Annotated in this window: 15 protein-coding genes; 2 read left to right on the forward strand and 13 right to left on the reverse strand. The window is 61.8% G+C overall.

The features are described from left to right. Nucleotides 1–2: 2 nt before the first annotated feature. Nucleotides 3–2,234: a 1,4-alpha-glucan branching protein GlgB gene (gene glgB / locus J2Y86_RS02475; protein WP_253427855.1), complete on the forward strand. Its 2,232-nt coding sequence runs from the start codon at nucleotides 3–5 to the stop codon at nucleotides 2,232–2,234. Nucleotides 2,235–2,350: 116 nt separating this feature from the next. Here glgB and J2Y86_RS02480 read toward each other — a convergent pair whose 3' ends face one another. The 13 genes from J2Y86_RS02480 to glgA all read right to left on the reverse strand — a co-directional run bounded on the left by J2Y86_RS02480 (nucleotide 2,351) and on the right by glgA (nucleotide 19,670). Beyond that, nucleotides 2,351–3,418, reverse strand: a complete 1,068-nt coding sequence (locus tag J2Y86_RS02480) for an autotransporter outer membrane beta-barrel domain-containing protein (protein WP_253427856.1) — start codon at nucleotides 3,416–3,418, stop codon at nucleotides 2,351–2,353. 418 nt (nucleotides 3,419–3,836) lie between these two features. Beyond that, nucleotides 3,837–4,637 carry an endonuclease/exonuclease/phosphatase family protein gene (locus J2Y86_RS02485; RefSeq protein WP_253427857.1) on the reverse strand — a complete coding sequence of 267 codons (801 nt, stop codon included), beginning with the start codon at nucleotides 4,635–4,637 and terminating at the stop codon, nucleotides 3,837–3,839. Between the two features lie 187 nt (nucleotides 4,638–4,824). After that, nucleotides 4,825–5,583 carry a PIG-L deacetylase family protein gene (locus J2Y86_RS02490; RefSeq protein ID WP_253427858.1) on the reverse strand — a complete coding sequence of 253 codons (759 nt, stop codon included), beginning with the start codon at nucleotides 5,581–5,583 and terminating at the stop codon, nucleotides 4,825–4,827. A 120-nt stretch (nucleotides 5,584–5,703) separates the two neighbouring features. Continuing rightward, entirely contained in the window at nucleotides 5,704–6,363 is a 660-nt protein-coding gene (locus tag J2Y86_RS02495; protein WP_253427859.1) for a glycosyltransferase, read from the reverse strand. After that, entirely contained in the window at nucleotides 6,360–6,959 is a 600-nt protein-coding gene (locus J2Y86_RS02500; protein WP_253427861.1) for an SAM-dependent methyltransferase, read from the reverse strand. The genes J2Y86_RS02495 and J2Y86_RS02500 overlap by 4 nt, the downstream gene beginning before the upstream one ends. Next, nucleotides 6,956–7,714 (reverse strand): PIG-L deacetylase family protein, encoded by a 759-nt coding sequence (locus tag J2Y86_RS02505; RefSeq protein WP_253427864.1) that lies wholly within the window; start codon nucleotides 7,712–7,714, stop codon nucleotides 6,956–6,958. The genes J2Y86_RS02500 and J2Y86_RS02505 overlap by 4 nt, the downstream gene beginning before the upstream one ends. Further along, a complete protein-coding gene (locus J2Y86_RS02510) occupies nucleotides 7,711–8,700 on the reverse strand; it encodes an acyl-CoA dehydrogenase family protein (RefSeq protein WP_253427866.1) in 990 nt (329 codons plus the stop codon). Before J2Y86_RS02510 ends, J2Y86_RS02505 begins: the two co-directional genes overlap by 4 nt. 1 nt (nucleotide 8,701) lies before the next feature. Further along, nucleotides 8,702–10,861, reverse strand: a complete 2,160-nt coding sequence (glgX, locus tag J2Y86_RS02515; RefSeq protein WP_253427868.1) for a glycogen debranching protein GlgX — start codon at nucleotides 10,859–10,861, stop codon at nucleotides 8,702–8,704. Between the two features lie 212 nt (nucleotides 10,862–11,073). Then, nucleotides 11,074–11,412: a DUF2934 domain-containing protein gene (locus tag J2Y86_RS02520; protein ID WP_253427870.1), complete on the reverse strand. Its 339-nt coding sequence runs from the start codon at nucleotides 11,410–11,412 to the stop codon at nucleotides 11,074–11,076. Nucleotides 11,413–11,414: 2 nt separating this feature from the next. Then, nucleotides 11,415–14,201, reverse strand: coding sequence for a malto-oligosyltrehalose synthase (locus J2Y86_RS02525; RefSeq protein WP_253427872.1), 2,787 nt, complete (start codon nucleotides 14,199–14,201; stop codon nucleotides 11,415–11,417). Continuing rightward, entirely contained in the window at nucleotides 14,198–16,276 is a 2,079-nt protein-coding gene (gene malQ / locus J2Y86_RS02530; RefSeq protein ID WP_253427874.1) for a 4-alpha-glucanotransferase, read from the reverse strand. The genes J2Y86_RS02525 and malQ overlap by 4 nt, the downstream gene beginning before the upstream one ends. Then, nucleotides 16,273–18,069, reverse strand: a complete 1,797-nt coding sequence (gene treZ, locus J2Y86_RS02535) for a malto-oligosyltrehalose trehalohydrolase (RefSeq protein ID WP_253427876.1) — start codon at nucleotides 18,067–18,069, stop codon at nucleotides 16,273–16,275. The genes malQ and treZ overlap by 4 nt, the downstream gene beginning before the upstream one ends. Nucleotides 18,070–18,083: 14 nt before the next feature. Further along, nucleotides 18,084–19,670 (reverse strand): glycogen synthase GlgA, encoded by a 1,587-nt coding sequence (gene glgA / locus J2Y86_RS02540; protein WP_253427878.1) that lies wholly within the window; start codon nucleotides 19,668–19,670, stop codon nucleotides 18,084–18,086. A gap of 555 nt (nucleotides 19,671–20,225) precedes the next feature. On the opposite strand from glgA, the gene J2Y86_RS02545 reads away from it, so the two are divergent. Beyond that, complete coding sequence (locus J2Y86_RS02545) at nucleotides 20,226–21,038, forward strand: crotonase/enoyl-CoA hydratase family protein (RefSeq protein ID WP_253427879.1); 813 nt, start codon at nucleotides 20,226–20,228, stop codon at nucleotides 21,036–21,038. Nucleotide 21,039 lies beyond the last annotated feature (1 nt).

Genomic DNA, 21,039 nt, shown 5'->3' on the forward strand with positions numbered 1-21,039 from the left:
TCATGAGTTTCTCGAACAAGGAACAGGGTCACGCTAAAGAGGCGTTACTGCCCAGATCGCGGGACATCGACGCGCTGGTACGCGCCCAGCATCAAGACCCCTTTGCAATTCTCGGCCCCCATGGCGACGACGCCGGCGGCCAATTCATTCGGGCTTATCTGCCAGACGCGCTGAGCGTGCAGGTGTTGGCCAAGGATTCCGGGGAAGAACTCGGCACGCTTGAGGCCACCGAAACGCCCGGGTTGTTTGTCGGGCATTTCGATCGGGCGCAACCGTACGTGTTGCGCACCCGTTGGGCGGGCGGCGAGCAGGTTTCCGAAGACCCTTACAGCTTCGGTCCGTTGCTCGGTGAAATGGACTTGTACCTGTTCGCCGAAGGCAATCACCGAGACTTGAGCAGTTGCCTCGGCGCGCAGCTAAAAAATGTCGACGGTGTCGATGGTGTGCGTTTCGCCGTGTGGGCTCCGAACGCCAAGCGCGTGTCGGTGGTCGGTGATTTCAACAACTGGGACGGCCGTCGCCACCCGATGCGCTTGCGTCACCCGACCGGGGTCTGGGAGTTGTTCATCCCGCGCATGCAGGCGGGGGAAGCCTACAAATACGAGATCCTCGGCGCCCACGGCATTCTGCCGCTCAAGGCCGATCCGATGGCGCTGGCCACCGCTCTGCCGCCGGACACCGCCTCGAAAGTCGCTTCACCGTTGAAGATCGATTGGCAGGACCACGAGTGGATGCAGGCCCGGGTCGAGCGTTCGAACCCCAGCGCGCCGCTGTCGATCTACGAATTGCACGCCGGTTCCTGGCAATGCGAGCTCGACGATCTGGGCGAAGTGGCCCGCCAGTACACCTGGCATGAGCTGGGCGAACGCTTGATTCCGTACGTCAAGGAACTGGGTTTCACCCACATTGAACTGATGCCGATCATGGAACACCCGTTCGGCGGCTCGTGGGGCTATCAACTGCTCTCACAGTTTGCCCCGAGTGCCCGTTACGGTTCGCCGGATGATTTCGCGGCGTTCGTCAACGCCTGCCACCTGGCCGACATCGGCGTCATCCTCGATTGGGTCCCGGCGCATTTTCCGACCGATACCCACGGTCTGGCGCAATTCGACGGCACCGCGCTGTACGAATATGGCAACCCGCAGGAAGGCTTCCACCAGGATTGGGACACCCTGATCTACAACCTCGGCCGCACCGAAGTGCACGGCTACATGCTGGCCTCGGGGCTGCACTGGCTCAAGCATTTCCACGTCGACGGCCTGCGCGTCGATGCGGTGGCGTCGATGCTGTACCGCGATTACTCACGCAAGGCCGGCGAATGGGTGCCGAACCGTCACGGCGGTCGGGAAAACCTTGAAGCCATCGACTTCCTGCGCCACCTCAACGACGTGGTCAACCTCGAAGCGCCCGGCGCACTGGTGATCGCCGAAGAATCCACGGCGTGGCCCGGGGTCAGCCAAAGTACGCAACAGGGTGGCCTGGGCTTCGACTACAAATGGAACATGGGCTGGATGCACGATTCGCTGCACTACATCCAGCAGGATCCGGTATACCGCGCCCATCACCACAACGAACTGAGTTTCGGCCTGGTGTATGCCTGGTCCGAACGCTTCATCCTGCCGATCTCCCACGACGAAGTGGTCCACGGCAAACACTCGCTGATCGACAAGATGCCCGGTGACCGCTGGCAGAAATTCGCCAACCTGCGGGCGTACCTGAGCTTCATGTGGGCGCATCCGGGCAAGAAACTGTTGTTCATGGGCTGCGAATTCGGTCAGTGGCGCGAGTGGAATCACGATCAGCAGCTGGATTGGTACCTGCTGCAGTATTCGGAACACAAAGGCGTGCAGAAACTCGTCGGCGACCTGAACCGGTTGTACCGCGAAGAACCGGCCTTGCATGATCAGGACGACGCGCCGCAAGGGTTCCAGTGGTTGATTGGCGATGACGCGATCAACAGCGTTTATGCGTTTATGCGCTGGAGCAAGGAGGGTCGGCCGGTGTTGGTGGTGGCCAACTTTACGCCGGTGCCGCGTGAGGGCTATCGGATTGGCGTGCCGTTTGCCGGGCGCTGGACTGAAGTGATCAACAGTGATGCGGCGATGTATGCCGGGTCGAATTACGGCAACAGTGGCGGGGCGTTTACCGAGGAAGAGGCGAGCCATGGCCAGGCGTTGTCGCTGGTGCTGAATCTGCCGCCGTTGGCAGTGTTGATGTTGCGGCCGGAGGGTTGATCTAGTACCGACGCGCTGCTATCGCGGGCAAGCCCGCTCCCACATGAATCCAGTGTGGGAACGGGCTTGCCCGCGATGGCGTCAGCCCAGACAACACATTTCTCGAAAACTCACGCTCACCACCGCATCCGCACACCCAGACTGCCAATCAACCCATTCAAATCATTGTCATCCACATCACTGCTGTAATCGGCGCTGAAGTACAGACTCACGGCGGGCGTCACTCTGGCCACCAGCCCCAACCCCACTTCGACGGTTGATGAGTAGCGGCTGCTGCTGATCTTGTCGACCTGATCGAGGGTCACGGTATTGCCGGTGTACACCGTGTGCCACAAGTTGGTCCGCACATACGGTTCAACCGCGAGGCCGTTGATGTCGTAACTACCTTTCAATCGCGCACCGACCCGGCCGCTCCAGGAACTCAGGTCGCTGGACGAGGCATTTCCCGATCCTGCATAGGGCGTATCCAGCGTGATTCGCTGATTGATCAACTGCGCCTGGGGTTCGACGACCCAGTTGTCGCTCAGGCCAATCGGAAAGCCGCCTTCCACCGAGAAGGTGACTGCGCTGCCTTCGGTGACTTGCCGGGCGCCTTGTTCGCTGCGGCTGATGCCGTTGACCCGACCGCCACTGGCCGTCAAATCCACGTGCCAGCCTTGAGGGCCGGTCAGGCTGTAGTAGGCGCCGAGGCTCTGGCCTTGCAGGTTAAGCGTGTCGGTGTTGGGGGCGGCGAGGGCGCGACTGGTCAGCAGGCCGTTGCCGTTACTCTGGAACTGACTGGTGCCGCCGATCAGACCGAACTGCTGGGTATGGCCGCTGCCACTTTGCAGGGTGAGGATCGCCGGACCTTTGAATTGATTGGCGCCGGGGAGCGTGAAGCCTTGGGACTGGTAATCGGTTTGAGCCTGGCGCGACGCCTGTCCGTAAAGTTGATCCCAGGCCGAAGGCGCAGCGTCTTCGATCGTCAGGTGTGAACTTCGCAAATCAGGGTTGGCGCTGAAGCGGCCGGGGTAGGTTGATGCGAGCGCGGGCAAGGTAAGCGCCGGGGCCTCCTGGTCATACCAGGGGGCTGTTTCTTCCTCGGCAGGCGAGGCCTGCACTTCCATGGATGAGCACAGCAGGAGTGAACTCGAGACCGTGCATAGAGTGACTTTGATCTCTTGTGGGGTGAAGGAAGTTTTCATGGAGGTCTACCTTGCAGTCGCATGTGGTATCTCGCTCTGGCGTCTCTCCTACCCCGATTGAGGGGCGACCGATGGCGTGGGGCAAGCCTTGGCCCGCCCGTTTTCACGGGTGTCTGGGGGGGTTGCCTCAGGTGTTACTTCCGGGGGTAGTACGGTGAAGCTAAGAAGACTCACAGCCTCGCGTCAAGAAAATGAACGATGAGCGGTATATTGAAATTAGCCAATGCAACTAATTGTTTTTCAGTGATTATCTAAGTTCTTGTTTGTACGAAAAATCATCGTGGAAGCCGCGATCCAGAGGCGTTTTGGCAGCCGACAATCGGTACATGGACCGAACCGGCCGACGAGACATCCAAGCAAAATCCCAGCAGATTGCTGTCAATAATGCTTGCGAAAATGAGGAGGCTGCGAGGAAGAGCTACAGATGGACTTCCACCGCCAACGGCAAATGATCCGACAAATGCGTCCACGGCCTGCTGCCCAATATCCGCGGCTCGTGACTGCTGGCGTTGCGCAGGTAAATCCGGTCCAGGCGCAGCAACGGAAACCGTGCGGGATAGGTTTTGGCAGGACGACCATGGTGGCGCTCGAAGGCTTCGTGCAGGTAGTCACGACGGGCGAGGGCGGTGTTGCCCTGGAGCTGCCAGTCGTTGAAGTCGCCGGCGATGATCACCGGGGCTGCGGCGGGCAATGATTCCAGCAGTTGGCAGAGCAATTCGAGCTGCAACTGGCGATGGCTTTCCAGCAGGCTCAGGTGGACGCAGATCGCATGGACTTCGGCGTGGCCAGGGACGTCCAGCACACAATGCAACAGTCCGCGGCGTTCGGGCCCGGTGATCGAGACGTCGAGGTTGCGGTATTCGCGGATCGGATACTTCGACAGCAGGGCGTTGCCGTGGTGGCCATTGGGGTACACCGCGTTGCGCCCGTAGGCGAAATCGCTCCACATGCTGTCGGCCAGAAACTCGTATTGCGAGGTCTGCGGCCAATTGTTGAAACGGGAAGAATGGCGCTCGTGTTCACCGACGACTTCCTGCAGGAACACCAGGTCCGCCGACGTACTGCGTACCGCCTCACGCAGTTCCGGGAGAATGAAGCGTCGGTTGAGCGCGGTGAACCCCTTGTGAGTGTTGACGGTCAACACACGCAGTCGATGAATCTCCGGTGGTGTGTTCAACGGCACCGAGTCGACGGCCTGCGGCCTGGAATCATTGGTCACGTTCACTCCTCTGAATCAGGGTTGCCTATGTATGCGACTGAAACCGGCGCGGGCAGTTCAGTTCGAATATAACTCCATCCCCTGTGGGAGCGGGCTTGCTCGCGAATGCGATCGTTCAGTCGGCATCATTGTTGGATGACCGACCGCTTTCGCGAGCAAGCCCGCTCCCACATTGGATAGGTGTAGTTCAGACGAACACGATTTCATACGGCAACCGCATACGCTCAAGCAGCACCGGTGGCAGCAGCGGGGCGATACCGATGGCCGGTTCACCGTCGAGCTGGCTGGCATAAGCGTGAGTGGCGTGGCTTTTGCGCGCGACGGTCCAGGTATCGAGACGGACCTTGCGTGCGCGATGCCAGGGAATCAATCCACTGTCACGCGATGGCCAGTGCCAGGCCCAGACGGGCATTTCGTTGAACGCGGCGCCGACCGAGGCGGCGGCTTTGGCGCTGGCGCGGCCGACGGTTTCATGGTCGACATTACCGTCCTCGGCCCAGGTGGTGAACACCACATCGCCCGGCCGCAGGTAGCGGGCAATGAACTGGGTCAATTGAAGTTCGCGCTCGGCCAGGGCGTTGTCGGTAAAACCGCCGCGAATCCATTTCAGGCTGTGCATCGGCAACCCGAGCCGGCGCAAGGCTTCGACGCTTTCCTGGGGGCGAAACACGCTGAGGCGTTTCTCCGACCACTGCTGCGACCCCGGATGACTGGCGCTGCCGTCGGTTATCGAGATCAATTGCAGGGGATGGCCAAGGGTACTGAGCAATTGCAGGAGACCGCCGCAGGTCACGACTTCGTCACCGGGATGCGGCGCGATCACCACCGCGCGCGCGCCGGCGGGGACCAGGGTCTGCGTGTTGATAACTGGAACATTGTCCAGCTGAAGAGCGCTGTTCCAGACTTGCGCTGACGGGCTGCTGTCGCTGATGGAAACTGATTTCATCGGGCTACGTCCTTGTTCGAGTGATAGCAATATGCCGCGCTCCGAACCCTGGATTGCAGCGAGCAGAGTATTGCTCAAGTACGGCTATTCGTCGCGTCGATGTTCGATCCGATCGGTTTTTTATCCGGCCTGCACCAGATCGCGCAAGTAGTCACCGAAGCCGCCCCGGGCCCGACTGTCCAGGCGGGCACTGGTGAGGACCTGAGGGCGCCGGCTCCAGGCAATCGTCGCGCCGCAGCGTTCGAGTTGTCGCACCAGTTGCACGTCTTCATCGCACGCCAGGGGTTCGAAACCGCCGGCAAGCCGGTAGGCGTCGGCGCTGACCCCGAGATTGGCACCGTGAATGTGCCGGTGTCCTTCACGGTTCTGATAGTGCTGGTGATAGCGAATCTGTGCCGATTCACTGAAGGACTCATCCCACGTCTCCACGGTGACCGTGCCGCACACCGCGTCCACTTCCAGCGATAATTGCGCCACCAGCCAGTCGTGGGCGACGCGACTGTCGGCGTCGGAGCAGGAAATCCAGCGCGCCCCGCGCTCCAGCAGAAACCGCGCGCCCGCAGCGCGGGCCTGGCCAACATTTCGCGCGTCGATTTCCAGGCAGTGCACCGGGTAACTGTCGACGATGTCGGACGAGCGATCGGTGCAACTGTCGAGCACCACCAGCACCTCGACCGTCTCACCGTCCAGCAGCTCGTGTTGTGCCGCGCGCAATGCGGCTTGCAGGCAATCTTCGAGCAAGGCTTCTTCGTTGTGCGCCGGGATCAGAATGCCAATCATCGCAAGCCCTCCAGCGCCGCCACGGAGCGCGGTTCGCGGCTCCAGAGTTCCAGCAGGAAATCGGCTTCCTGATGCAGGACCAGGCGTGGCAGGTGCAAATGCTCGTGCAGCAAGTCATGGACCTGCCGGGCGTTCAGCGGGCAGCCATCGATAGGCGGACGCCAGTGACAGGCCAGCAACTGGCCGTCAGCGGTCAGTGACTGTGCCGCGTGTTCGATGAGTTGCCTGAGGTCATCGGCGTCCAGGTAGTAACCGACTTCACTGAGCACGATCAGGTCGAACCGTTCGTTTGGCCAGTCGGCGGGCAAGCGGCTTTGGCGCACTTCGGCGTGATCGAACAGGCTCAGGCGAGCCCGGGCCAGCGTCACGGCGGCGGCTGCGGTGTCGCAGCACAGCAGCCGATCGCAACGGCTGGCCAGGTCAGCGCTCAGTTCGCCGTTGGCGCAACCCGGCTCGAAGATGGCGCGGTAGTGAGGTCGGGGCAGCGCCGCGAGGGTGATCGCGCGTTTGCGTTGTTCGTACCAGCGCTGCCGAAAGGCCCACGGATCATCGTTGCCGGCAAACAATCCGTCGAAATAGCGATCCTCGACACTCATAGAAACACCACCTCGAACGGTTGCAGCAATCGGTCGAGCACATACGGCGCCAGCACCGGAGGCAAGCCGATGTGCGGGTCGCCTTCCAGCTGGCTGGCGAAGGCGTGAATGGCATGACGCTTGCGCGCGACCAGCGGCGGGGCCAGGAGGATTTTTCGCGCACGCGGCCACGGCACCAGGCTGTCTTCGGGGGTTGCCCAATGCCACGTCCAGACGGGCAGTTCATGCACCGTTGCGCCAACGCGTTTCGCCGCCACGGCACTGGCGCGCCCAACCGCCTCATGGTCGCAATGACCGTCTTCGCGCCATGTGGTGAAGATCACGTCGGTGGGACGCAGGTGACGCTCGATGAATTCAGCCAATTCCAATTCCCGCGCCGCGACCTGACTGTCAGCGAACCCGCCGCGCAGCCATTTGAGGCTGTGTAATGGCAGACCGAGCCGGCGCAAGGCTTCGACGGATTCTTGCGGACGGACCGCGCTCAAGCGCTCGACCGGCCAGCGTCGGGAGCCGGGGTGGCTGGCGCTGCCGTCGGTGACCGAGATCAGTTGCATCGGCCGCCCGGCGGCGGCGAGCAATTGCAGGAAACCACCGCAGCCGAGCACTTCGTCGTCCGGGTGCGGGGCGATGATCACAGCCCGGGAACCCTCCGGCACCAGATCAAGGATGTCGATCACCGGCAGTTGCGCCAGGTGGCTGGAGGTTTGCCACAGGTGCAAAGGTGTGCCTTGACCGACAATAGGGTTGGTTTTCATAACGTCCATGTTCCTTTGATGACGTGCTGGCCGAGCGCGGCGAGGTCGCGTTCGGCGTGGCTTTGGCGCAGGAACACCGGCAGGTCGGCCATCAGTCGGGCGAACTGTCGGTCCTTGCAATAAGGGCCGGCACCGAGGGCGTGGCCGACGTGCCGGATCACCTGTTCGACGGCATTTTCCACCACCGCCCGGGCGCGGCGAGCGAGGCGTTCGGCGTCTTCCTGTGGGGCGGCATCGATACTCAATGCGCTGAATCGCAACACCGTTGCCGCCGCATGCAATGCGCTGTCGACGGCGCCAAGGTGGGCGAGGGCGTGGGGTTCTTCGCGATGGGTGCAGTGACTGCGCAGACGTTCGGCGAGACTTTGCGCCGCGCCGTACCAGCACGCCGCAATGCCGATCCCGCCTTGCCAGAAGCCAGGGCGTTGCAGGTAGTCGCCGGGGTTGCCGATGGCCTGCGCCTCGGCGCCGTCGAACAGCACTTCAACGCTGCCGGTGGCGCCCATGCCCACCGCTTGCCAGCCTTGATCGGTGATGCTCACGCCGGGCTGATCCAGCGCCACCGCGACCAACTGCTGGCGGTCCTGTTCATCCCACGCCGTCAGCAACGCGTGGCTCAACACCGCCGCGCCCGAGCACCAGGCCTTGCGCCCGTTCAGCGCGACCATCTGGCCTTGAGGACTGACCCGCACCCGCGCGTCCGGCGGCTCGGCAGCCCACATCCCCCACGTGCTGGACGGCGTGGGCGAACCGCCGAGTTGCTGAATGATCGCCAAGGCATCGGTATGCCCCTCGTACAACTTGCACAACCCCAGATCATGCCCGCCGACCTCGGCCAGTCGCTGAAAGCGCTCCAGTGTGCGGCCGCTGCCCGGCAGCGGAAGCTGATCGAGACCGGCCTCGACCAATTCCCGCAAGCACTGGCCTAGCGCGCGTGTATCGGCGTAGTCCGCTGACTGTCGTTGCAGAAAAGCCTGTAGGTCCATTTCACTCTTCTTCCTCGTGCTGCAATTCGAACAGCAGCAGCGAACGGCCGGTGACGGAGTATTCGTGACCGAACTCGAAGCGTTCCTGGCCACGAATCGACGGTTGGTTGGTGTCGATCATGCAGGTCCAGAAACCGCCGTCCGGGACTTCGGGCAAGGTGAAGTTGACGATGTCGTGGTGCGCGTTGACCACCAGCAGCAAGGTCGCGTCACCGCCCTTGCGGCGAATCCCGGTTTCTTGTGCACGGCCATCCAGCAACATGCCCAGGCATTTGCCGTGGGCTTCTTCCCATTGCTCGATGCTCATCTCGCTGCCGTCCGGTGCGAGCCAGGTGACGTCCTTGACGCCGATGTCCTCGTTGTAATTGCCCACCAGGAACCGTCCGCGACGCAGGATCGGGTAGGCCAGGCGCAACTTGATCAGGCGTTTGACGAACTTCAGCAGGGCTTTGCCGTCTTCGCTCAGGTCCCAATTGACCCAACCGATCTCGCTGTCCTGGCAATAGGCGTTGTTGTTGCCCTCCTGGGTGCGGGCGAACTCGTCGCCGGCCACCAGCATCGGCGTGCCTTGGGACAGCAGCAGCGTGGCGAAGAAGTTGCGCATCTGCCGCTGGCGCAGTTCGTTGATCTCGGGATCGTCGGTAGGGCCTTCGACGCCGTGGTTCCAGGACAGGTTGTTGTTACTGCCGTCCTGGTTATTCTCGTCGTTGGCTTCGTTGTGTTTGTCGTTGTAGGACACCAGGTCGTTGAGGGTAAAACCGTCGTGGGCGGTGATGAAGTTCAATGACGCGTACGGCCGCCGACCGCGCTGGTTGAACATCTCGCCCGACGCCGTCATGCGGCTGGCGAAGTCGGCCAGTTGACCGTCATCGCCTTTCCAGAACGCACGCACGGTGTCGCGGAACTTGTCGTTCCATTCGACCCAGCCCGGCGGAAAGCCACCGACCTGATACCCACCGGGACCGCAGTCCCACGGCTCGGCAATCATCTTCACCTGGCGCAGCACTGGGTCCTGGCGGCAGGCGACGAGGAAACTGTGACGCTCATCGAAGCCATCGTGGTAGCGCCCGAGAATGGTCGCCAGGTCAAAGCGGAAACCGTCGACATGCATTTCCGTGGCCCAGTAGCGCAGGGAGTCGGTGACCATCTGCAGCACGCACGGGTGACTCAGGTCGAGGGTGTTGCCGGTACCGGAATCGTTGATGTAGAAGCGCTTGTCGTCGGGCATCAGGCGATAGTACGAGGCGTTGTCGATGCCGCGCATGGACAGGGTCGGGCCTTGTTCGTTGCCCTCGGCGGTGTGGTTGTAGACCACGTCGAGGATCACTTCCAGATTGGCTTCGTGCAGGTGCGCGACCATCTCCTTGAACTCGGCGATCTTGCCGCTGGCCAGGTAGCGTGGGTCCGGGGCGAAGAACGCGATGCTGTTGTAGCCCCAGTAATTGGTCATGCCCTTGTGTAACAGATGCTGGTCATTCACAAACGCGTGAATCGGCAGCAATTCCACGCTCGACACCCCGAGTTTGCGAATGTGTTCGAGCACGTCATCGACCATCAACCCGGCGAAGGTGCCACGCAGGTTCTCGGGGACGGAAGGGTGGCGCATGCTGATGCCGCGCACGTGGGTCTCATAAATGATCGTCTTGTCCCAAGGCACGCTGACACGGTGGTCGTGGCCCCAGGTGTGCGCCGGGTCGATGACTTTGCATTTGGGCACGAACGGCGCGCTGTCGCGCTCGTCAAAGCTGAGGTCGGCGTCGGGGTGGCCGATGGTGTAGCCGAACAGCGCTTCGGACCATTTCAACTGGCCGACCAGTTGTTTGGCGTAAGGGTCGATCAGCAGTTTGTTGTGGTTGAAGCGGTGGCCGTTGGCTGGGTCATAGGCACCGTAGACGCGGTAGCCGTAGATCAGCCCCGGATGGGCGTCGGGCAGGTAACCGTGGTAAATCTCGTCGGTGTATTCCGGCAGCTCGATGCGTTCCAGTTCGACTTCGCCGGCGTCATCGAAAATGCACAGCTCGACCTTGGTCGCGTTGGCGGAAAACAACGCAAAGTTGACCCCCAGACCATCCCAGGTGGCGCCCAGCGGGAAGGGCAGTCCTTCACGGATTCGCGAAGCCTCGGCTTGAGGTTCTGGCGCGGATTTTTTCGGACTGGTCATAGGTGCTCCTGCAAAAATGGGAGTTCTTGTAGGAGCGAGGCTTGCCCGCGAAGGCGGCGTGTCAGACGATTCAACGGTTGACTGAAACACCGCTTTCGCGGGTTTCGCGGGCAAGCCTCGCTCCTACAGTTTTTCGTGTTTTTGTGGGCGAGCGCGCCCACGGTGGCGAGAGGACTCGCCACGAGTTCATTCAAGCGCAATGAGTTAAAGCGTCAAACCGCGGGTGGTTTTTTCGTGGTGCGCGGTTTTTTCTCTGCGGCTTTTTCACCCGGCGGGGTTACTTTTGCAGCGGCCGCCGGTTTGGCCTTGGCTTTCGATGCAGCAGCCTTGCCATCGGCCTGACCGTTGAGCTTGCTATCCGCCTTGACTGCCGGTTTGGCGGTGGCGGTCTTGCTGCCGGCAGCCTTCGGTGATTTCTTCGGCGCCAGGGCTTCGGCTTCAGCCAGTTTGCGAGCCATTTCCCAATGACGGGCTTCCTGGCCCTCGGGTTTTCCTTCCGACTCCCAGATCTGATAGGCAAATTCGCGAACGCGTTTATCTTCGGTACTCATCGCTATGCTCCTGAACTGAACTCAAAGTTTTGGATAAAGAGATTGACCGGGAAATCCCCCAGCGCGGCGCCAATCATCAGCTCCTTGTGTTCTGTGACTGCGACGCTGGAAAAAAGTCCCTTCAGATTGTCGTCAGGGGTGGTGAACGGTAATTTGACCCGCGTATCGCCCCACTGCTGCGCACCGACCCTGGGTTCGGCACTGTTTTCCAGCAGGCTTGCGCAGCGTATCGGTACGATCACGATGGCCTGCTTCCGGTTGTACGAGCGTGCAAATGCCAGCACCCGGTGTGCCTCGCTGCCGACCACTTCCAGCGCCTGATAAGACCCACGGTGAAACAGCTCGGCATGCTCGGCGCGCAGGTTCAACGTGCGCGCAATCAAGGTTTGTTTGATGCGCCCGTCACGCCAGTTCGCCAAAAGATCCGGCAGGTCCGGCGGACGGTGCATCGCCTGTTGTCGACTGGCGTAATCCACCGGGCGGCGGTTGTCCGGGTCGACCAGGGAAAAGTCCCAGTACTCATTGCCTTGGTAAAGGTCGGGTATGCCCGGCACCGTCATGCGCAGCAAGGTTTGCGCCAGACTGTTGAGGGCGCCGGGTGCAGCAATCGATATCGCCGCTTTACTCAGGGCTGCGCGCAGCCGTTCACCTTCGGGGCTGAGCAGCAGGCGTTCGAGGAATTGGTGCGCCGCCTGTTCGTAAGCGTCGTTGGGTGCGCTCCAGCTGCTTTGCAACTTGGCTTCGCGCAAGGCTTTCTGTTGCCACTGCCACACACGTTGAGTGTAGTTCTCGTACGCCGCCTTATCGTCATCGCGCAGATCCAGTGGCCAGCTGCCGAGGAGCGCCTGATACAGGATCAGCTCATCGCCCGCGGACGGCATCTGGTCGTTGTCGCGCAGCGGCCGGGCCAGTGTTTGCCAGAGCGGCACCTGCCAGGCGAACCACGCGCTGCGCTCGCTCAACACCGCCAGCCTGGCGCGGGTGTCTTCGCCGCGTTTATGGTCATGGGTTGCGGTAGCCAGCAGGTTGTCGGGGAACTCTTCGAGGCGATTGAGGCACGCGGCATGGAAATCGGCCACCGGCGCGCTGAACTGCTCGGTGCTGAATCCCACGTCATTGCGCGACAACAAGACCGCCGAACGATAGAACGCAGTGTCTTCCACGGCTTTGGCTGCCGCGGGCGAGGTCAGTTGCTGAAAACGTACGCAGGCGTGCTTGAGGATCTTGCGCGAGCGCCCCACCGGACGTTGGCGCCACGGTTCACCCCCCAGCCATCGGGCGAGGCAATCGAGCACGGGCCAATCGGCTTCGCTGAGGGTTTGCCGCGCACCGTCCATGGCTTGCTGGAAAAACACATCGTCTTGCGCCGAGCGTCCACGGGGACTGATGTAAGTGCGATACACCGGAAAGTGCACGATCAATTCCTGCAACGCCCGGCGAATCGCGCCGAGGGTCAGGTCGCGGGTCATCAGGTCTTCCCGGGCCACTTGCAGCATGGCCTGGGCGACACTTTCAAAGTCGCCGGCGAGGGAACCGTTGAGGATCTGCTGACGCGACAGTTGTGCTTCCTGCCGGAAATCGGCAGGTCGTTCGCTGTAGCGACTCCACAGTTCACCCAGGGTTTCTGCCCCGGCGGGATCATGTTGCAGCAACGACAACTGGTTCATGAATTCGTAACCGGTGGTGCCGTCCACCGACCAGTCACGGTGCAGGGTTTCCCCCTCGCCAAGGATCTTCTCGACGTAAATGGGCAAGTGCCGATCCGGCACCAGGCTGTCGACCCGGCGCCGCAGCTTGCGGCAATAACCGCGCGGGTCGGCGAGGCCATCGATGTGGTCGATACGCAAGCCGTCGATCAGGCCTTCAGCCACCAGTTCGAAGATTTTCGCGTGGGTCGCTTCGAACACCGCCGGACGCTCCACGCGCAGCCCACCCAGTTCGTTGACATCGAAAAAGCGCCGCCAGTTGATGTCGTCCGCCGCCGTGCGCCAACTGGCGAGGCGGTAGCTCTGGCGTTCCAGCAATTGATGCAGACGCTGGAAGCCGTCCGGCGTAAGCGAATCGTAGGCTTTCAGGTTCTGTTCAATGGCCTGGAGCACGATCGGGTCGCTGGCCAGTTCGCGCAGCTCGTCTTTCAACGGCATCGCCAGACTGTGGGCGTCGGTCTGATAGCTCAGGGTGCTGAAGCGGTCGGCCAGGGACTTGAGTTGCTCGTCATCCGCTTTCAGCAGTTCGCCGTAATTCATCGGGCAAATCGGGAAATGGTGGTCGTAGTGTTCGACGTAAAACGCACCATGCTGTGCATCGAAGCGCAAGGGCAGGGTGCCGTCCTGCAACGCAACGCCGTAGTCGCTGCCGAGGAACGGCAGCAGCAGCTGGCCTTCCATCAATGGATCGGGCGAATGCCACTGGATGTCAAAGAACTCGCCATAAGGACTCAGGCGTCCCCATTCCAGCAAGTCCAGCCACCAGGGGTTATCACCGCCGCCGACAGCCATGTGGTTGGAGACGATGTCGAGGATCAATCCCATGTTCTGCGCACGCAACGCGCTGACCAGCCGCCGCAACGCCGCTTCGCCGCCCAGTTCGGGGTTGACCGTGGTCGGGTCCACCACGTCATAGCCGTGCATCGAGCCGGCGCGGGCGCTCAGCAGTGGCGAGGCGTAGACATGGCTGATGCCGAGGCTGGCGAAATACGGCACCAGCGGCACCGCATCGTCGAGCGTGAAGTCTTTATGAAACTGTAGCCGCACGGTTGCGCGCAGCGGTTGAAGACGTGGCTGATTCATCGGTCACGCTCGGCGGCCTGAAGTCGCGCACACGCGAGCAGTTCCAGGCGCCGGGCGGCGTCCGGGTCGTCGAGCAGCGCTTCGCTGTCACCGGGCAAACGACGCGACCAATTGGGGTGGGTGTCGATGGTACCGGGCAGATTGGCCTGCTGTTCGATGCCCAGGGCATCCTCCAGCGGCAGCAACACCAGCGGCGCCCGGGTGTGACCGAGGAAGCGGATGGCCGCATCGAGCACCTGATCGGTTTCGTGGGACTCTTCGCGAAAGTTCTGCGGGTCTTCGCTTAACACGCGGCGCAGGCCTTCGCGTTCCCGTTCACGATGATGGCGCCACTCGATTTCACCTTGGGCATCGACCAGCCCCAGTCGGGCATTCCAGTCGATATCGCGGCCATGCCACCAGCCATTGAGCGTCGGCAGGTCATGGGTGCTGGTGGTCGCCAGGGCGTTGTCCGGCCAATCGAGGATCGGCTTGAAGTGGGCGTTGTCCTGTTCGAACAGCATCACGCGCATGCCGAGGATCGAGCGGGCGATGAGTTTTTCCCGCAGGCTGTCCTCCACCGTACCGAGATCTTCGCCGAGGACGATGGCCTGATGCCGATGGGACTCCAGGGCCAGAAGGCGCAGAAGGTCGTCAACCGGGTAATAGAGATAAGCGCCGTCAGCGGGTACTGCGCCGTTGGGGATCACCCACAGCCGTTGCAGGCCCATGACGTGATCGATGCGCAGACCGCCCGCGTGGGCGAAGTTGGCCCGGAGCATTTCGATGAAGGCGCGAAAGCCGTTGCGGACCAGGCCTTCGGGCGAAAACGCGGAAATCCCCCAGCCCTGGCCGGTGCGGTTGAGAATGTCCGGCGGCGCGCCTACGGTCAGGGAGGCGAGCAATTCATCCTGGCGACTCCAGGCCTGGCTGCCACCACCGTCGGCACCCACCGCCAGGTCAGCGATCAAGCCAATGCTCATGCCGCTGCTGCGGGCGGCGGTTTGCGCACGCTCCAGGCATCGGGTGATCAGCCATTGGCAGAAGGCAAAGAAGCCGATGCGCCCGGCATTCTCTTCGGCGAATTCGGCCAGTGCCGCGCTGCGTGGATCGCGCCATTGCTCGGGCCATTCGCGCCAGTCGAGGTTTTCACCCTTGGCGGCGCGGGCTTCCTGAATGGCTTCGAAGCGGCAGTGGTTTTCCAGGGCTTCGCCGGCCGCGTGGCGGAAACTGCTGAAGTCGGCATGCAGCGGGTGTTCGCCGTGGACAAAGCCTTCGTACAGCGCCTGCAACAGCCGATGCTTGGCTTCGGCCGCAACGGGCCAGTCGATCAGTGGCAATGCTTCGAGGTGCTTGAGTTCAGCGGCGAGCCCCGTGGCATCAATCGCCGTGCGCATCGCGCGCTCACCCAGGATCGCGCCGGGCGCGGCGTACAAGCTGTTGAGAAACAAACGGCTGGACGGCGAATAGGGGCTGTAGCGTTGGGTGTCGCTGCTGAACATCGCGTGCAGCGGACTGATCGCCAAGGCTTCGGCGCCCCGTTCACCGGCTACCCGGGCGAGATCCTCCAGTGCCTGGGTGTCGCCGAAACCGCCATCGCCGGGACGGCGCAGCGAATACAACTGCACGCTGAGGCCCCAGGCACGCGGGATCGGACTGTCGACGGCATCGCCGACGCTGTAGCAGCGCGACGGTGCCACGGCCAGCGTAAAGGACTGGCCTTCAATGCTGACATGCTGGTAACCGACCGGAATCAGGCCGGGCAACATCGCCTCGGCATCCAGTTTCAGGTTGAGCCGCGAGCCATCTTCAAGGTGGACCTCGCAGGGTGTTTGCGGCTCGAAGTAGTGCGCCAGGTTCAGGCTCACGCCCACGTCCGCGGTCAGCAACGGCGGCAGGTGTCGGGTCTGTTGCACCTGCTGCAATTCGAGCAGGCTGGCGTCGATTTCCTGTGCGCTGCCGGCCGGGTGGCCGAGTCCGGTCAGGACGTTGCGTAATACCGATGGAGCGACTTTCTGTGGGCGGCCGTTGGCGTCGATCCAGTCGACCGCCAGGCCAGCTCGGCTGGCCAGTATTTCCAGTTGCGCATCGCTCATTGGCGCTCTCCATCCGGGGGTAGCAAAGGGGCTGCGGCCGTGAGGCTGACTAGCGCGCAATACGGGGCAAGCGTGCCCTGATCCAACAGGTCGGCGGACTGCGGTGGGTGTTCGAACAACAACGAAGTGCCGGCCTGTGGGGAGTGGACCACTGGCGTGTCGCTGAGGTTCAGGTCAATGCGCAGCAGACTGCCGTCGCCCAGTTGCCAACGCGCCGTGACCGCGCCTCTGCCCAGCACATCGGCGCCCAGTGGATGGGCGCCGGGTACGTGCGGGACGATCCGCTCATGGCGGATTTTCAACAGTTGGCGATACAGCTGGTAAATGCCGGAGTCTCGACTGGAAGTCAGATCGGGACGAGAGTCTTCGAAGGTCTGCTGCGCATTCGGGTCGGGAATCCGTTCACGTTTCTCCGGATCGGCAAACGCATCGAACGCGGCGAACTCGTTACGTCGGCCTTCGCGGACCAGTTCCGCCAGTTCGCCGTGATGGCTGGTGAAGAACAGGAACGGTTGCTCGGCGGCGAACTCGTCGCCCATGAACATCAGCGGGATCATCGGCGACAACAGCAACAGAGCGGTCGCGGCTTTCAGCGCGTCGGGGTGGGTCAGTTGCGGCAGACGTTCGCCAAACGCACGATTGCCGATCTGGTCATGGTTCTGCAAAAACAACACGAACGCGCTGGGCGGCAGGTGCCCGCTGGGCTCGCCCCGCGCTTCACCGTGGCGGTTGGTGTGACCCTGGAACACGAAGCCTTGGCTCAGGCAGCGTGCCAGTTTCTCTGTGGGATTGTCCGCGTAGTCGGCGTAATAGGCATCGGTTTCACCGGTCAGCAGCACGTGCAACGCGTTGTGGCCGTCGTCGTTCCACTGCGCGTCGAACCCTTCCTGCAGCAGGCTGGCCTGGTTGTGCTCGTTTTCGACCGTCAACCAGACATGCCGCGCCGGGTCCGTCTGCTGGCGAATTCGTTGCGCCAGTTCCTGAAGAAAGTCCGGGCTTTCGATGGCGTGCACTGCATCAAAGCGCAATCCGTCAAAGCGGTATTCCAGCAACCACATCAACGCATTGTCGATGAAGAAGTCGCGCACCTCGCGCCGCCGGAAATCGATGGCGGCGCCCCAGGGCGTGTGTTTGTCTTCATTGAAGAAGCCCTTGGCGTAGCGATGCAGGTAATTGCCATCCGGGCCGAAGTGGTTGTAGACCACGTCGAGAATCACCGCCAGGCCATGGCCGTGGGCTGTGTCGATCAGGTGCTTGAGTTGTTCGGGGGTACCATAGGAGGCCTGGGGCGCGTAGGGCAGCACGCCGTCGTAGCCCCAGTTGCGGTCACCGGGAAATTGCGCAATGGGCATCAGTTCGATGGCCGTGATACCCAGCGCCGTGAGTCGCTCGAGGTGCTGTTCGACTTCACTGAAGCCGCCCAGCGCGCCGACGTGCAACTCGTAGATCACCGCCTCGTTCCATGGCCGACCCAACCATGTGCTGTGCTGCCAGGTGTAGGCGAGGGGATCGACCACCACGCTGTGCAGGTGAATGTCACCGGCCTGTGCGCGGGAGGCCGGGTCGGGGACTTCAATCTCACCGTCGATGTTGTAGCGGTAACGCGTGCCGGCGGGGCAACGCGTTTTGATCACGAACCAGCCATCGGCCTGAGGCAGTAGCGGCAAGGATTGTCCATCTTCCAGTTCGACACTGACAAAAAACGCATCTGGCGCCCACAAGGCAAAACGCGTGTGCTCTGCGTCCAGCATGATTGCGCCGTGGGGCCAGGTCTCAAGGGTCCGTAACGGCATTGTTCAAAAACCTCTTACTGTCTGTTCGATTTCCCCAGTGCTTTAGCAACAAGCTGCTCATAGAGTTCGGCGTAGGGTTCGACCGCCTTGCACCAGTTGAACGGTGCGGCCATGGCGCGGCAACGCATGGCGTTGAGCAGGTCGGGAAAGGCAAACACCTTGAAGGCACGGCTCAGGGCTTCCTGATAACTCTCCACGGTGGATTCGTCGAACAGGAAACCGGTCACGCCGTTTTCGATGGTGTCGGCCAGACCGCCGGTGTTGCGGGCAACCGGCAACGAGCCGAAGCGCTGGGCATACATCTGGCTCAGGCCGCACGGTTCGTAACGCGATGGCATCAGCAGGAAATCACTGCCGGCGAACATGCGGCGCGCGTCGGTTTCGTTGAAGCCGATGCGTACACCGATTTGCCCCGGGAAACGCAGGGCCAGTTCACGCATGGCTTGTTCTTCTTCCGGCTCGCCACGACCGATGATCGCGATCTGGCCACCCGATTCGACGATGTACTCGGACACGGCTTCGGTCAGGTCCAGGCCTTTCTGGTAGACCAGGCGCGAAACCACGGCAAACAGCGGGCCTTCCGAATCATCCAGGCCAAACAGGTCGCGCACGTGCGCCGCGTTGACCGCCTTGCCTTCCCAGTCACCGATGCTGAACGGGTGGGACAGGTGCTCGTCGGTGGCGGCGTCCCAGCTCTCATCGATGCCATTGGGAATGCCGCTGAGCAGGCCTTGCTGGGTCTTGGCGGCGAGAAAGCCGTCGAGGCCGCAGCCGAAGGCCGGCGTGGTGATTTCCTGGGCGTAGGTGGCGCTGACCGTGGTGATGTGGCTCGAATACGCCATGCCGGCCTTGAGGAACGACATCTTGCCGTAGAACTCCATGCCTTCCTGTTGCAGGGCATGCGCGGGAATGCCCAGTTCAGGGCAGGACCCCAGACTGGTCACGCCTTGATAAGCGAGGTTGTGAATGGTGAACAGCGTCGGGGTGCGCTGCCCACGCCAGTGCATGTAGGCAGGCGCCAGGCCGGCGGGCCAGTCATGGGCGTGCACCAGGTCCGGGCACCAGTGGATCTGGGCGAGGTTGGCGGCGATATCGGCAGCGGCCAGGCCCAGGCGGGCGAAGCGGATATGGTTGTCCGGCCAGTCGCGACCGTTGTTGGCGCCGTAGGGCGACCCTTCGCGCTCGTAGAGTTCAGGGCAGATCAACACGTAAATGACCAGACCGTCGGGCATGTCCATGCGCCCGATCTTGCAGGGCGGCAGCGCGGCGTGACCACCGAGCTCACCAATAATATGAATCGGGTTTTCGCTGTGCAGCACTTGCGGGTAACCGGGGATCAGCACACGCACATCGTGCAATTGCGCCATGGCCCGGGGCAGCGCGGCCGAGACGTCGCCCAGACCGCCGGTCTTCACCAGGTCGGCGATTTCCGAGGTCACGAACAACACTTTCTTTCGATTGGGGTTCTGGCTGGCCACCGGGGTCAGCGTCTTGGTGCTCGGGACGTTGATCGATTGGGCACTTGGGGCGCTCACGGCGCTCGTATCGCCGACCTGCTGATGAGCACGTTCTCCCTGAATATCTAAAGCCGCACTGATCATATGAATCTCCCGTGTTGTTGATCTAATTCTCAGGTCTGGCAAACGGTGTTTCGTGGCCAATTCCTTTGGCTGGGCGCAAACGCGCGACGCATTGGTCAGCAAGCGCTGGCCATGCGTTGAAGCAGAATGGCTGGAGTGGACGTTGCAAGGATTGCACCAGTCGCAACGCACCTACCTTTCAGAGGACCGACCAAGAAGAGCAAAAGTTTCGATTTTTTTTGCACTTTGTGACCGACCGGTTTTGCCCCGCGAAAATGAGTCTAGGCCAGAACTTAGAGCGGTGAAGGTCATATGGCAAAATTGTTCGACAATCGGTTCAAAGAGGTACGGACGTACCGGATAGACACCGGAACGCCCCGACGAAGGGCATGTTTTTTTGCGATTGAGCCCCAAAAAGTAACCGGGCGTTCACACGAATGTGCGAGTGCTGTCATGCGTTCGCACTATTGTGGTGCGCGTTGAGGTCCCGCTTTTGGCCGAACCGCTGCCTTACTGCCGAGCGGGATGCCTTGTTATAGTTCGGGCCTCTTTTTTGCCCGGTAAAGGATCACTGCCATGTCTCAGTACACCGCGTTCACCGTCGAACTGGCCGATAAAATTGCTCATGTGCAAATCAATCGTCCGGAGAAGATCAATGCGATGAACGCTGCGTTCTGGAAGGAGATCATCGAGATCTTCCAGTGGATCGACGACACCGACGAAGTGCGGGTGGTGGTGCTCAGTGGCGCCGGCAAACATTTCTCGTCCGGCATTGATCTGATGATGCTGGCCGGTGTGGCCAATGAGCTGGGCAAGGACGTTGGCCGCAATGCACGCTTGCTGCGCCGCAAGATTCTGGCGCTGCAAGCCTCCTTCAATGCCGTCGACAATTGCCGCAAGCCCGTGCTGGCGGCGATTCAGGGTTATTGCCTGGGTGGCGCGATCGACCTGATTGCCGCCTGCGACATGCGTTACGCCGCCGAAGACGCGCAATTCTCGATCAAGGAAATCGACATCGGCATGGCCGCCGACGTTGGCACCTTGCAACGCTTGCCGCGGATCATCGGTGACGGCATGCTGCGAGAACTGGCTTACACTGGTCGCTCGTTCGGCGCCGAGGAAGCGCGCACCATCGGCCTGGTCAATCGCGTCTACAGCGATACCGCGAGCCTGCTCGACGGTGTCATGGGCATTGCTCGCGACATCGCCAGCAAGTCGCCGATTGCGGTCACCGGCACCAAAGAGATGATCAGCTACATGCGCGATCATCGCATCGACGACGGCCTCGAATACGTCGCCACCTGGAACGCCGCCATGCTGCAATCCACTGATATGCGCGTGGCCATGGCCGCCCATTTGAGCAAACAGAAACCCGAATTTCTGGATTGAT

It is taken from the genome of Pseudomonas migulae (genome assembly GCF_024169315.1).
Classification (GTDB): domain Bacteria; phylum Pseudomonadota; class Gammaproteobacteria; order Pseudomonadales; family Pseudomonadaceae; genus Aquipseudomonas; species Aquipseudomonas migulae_B.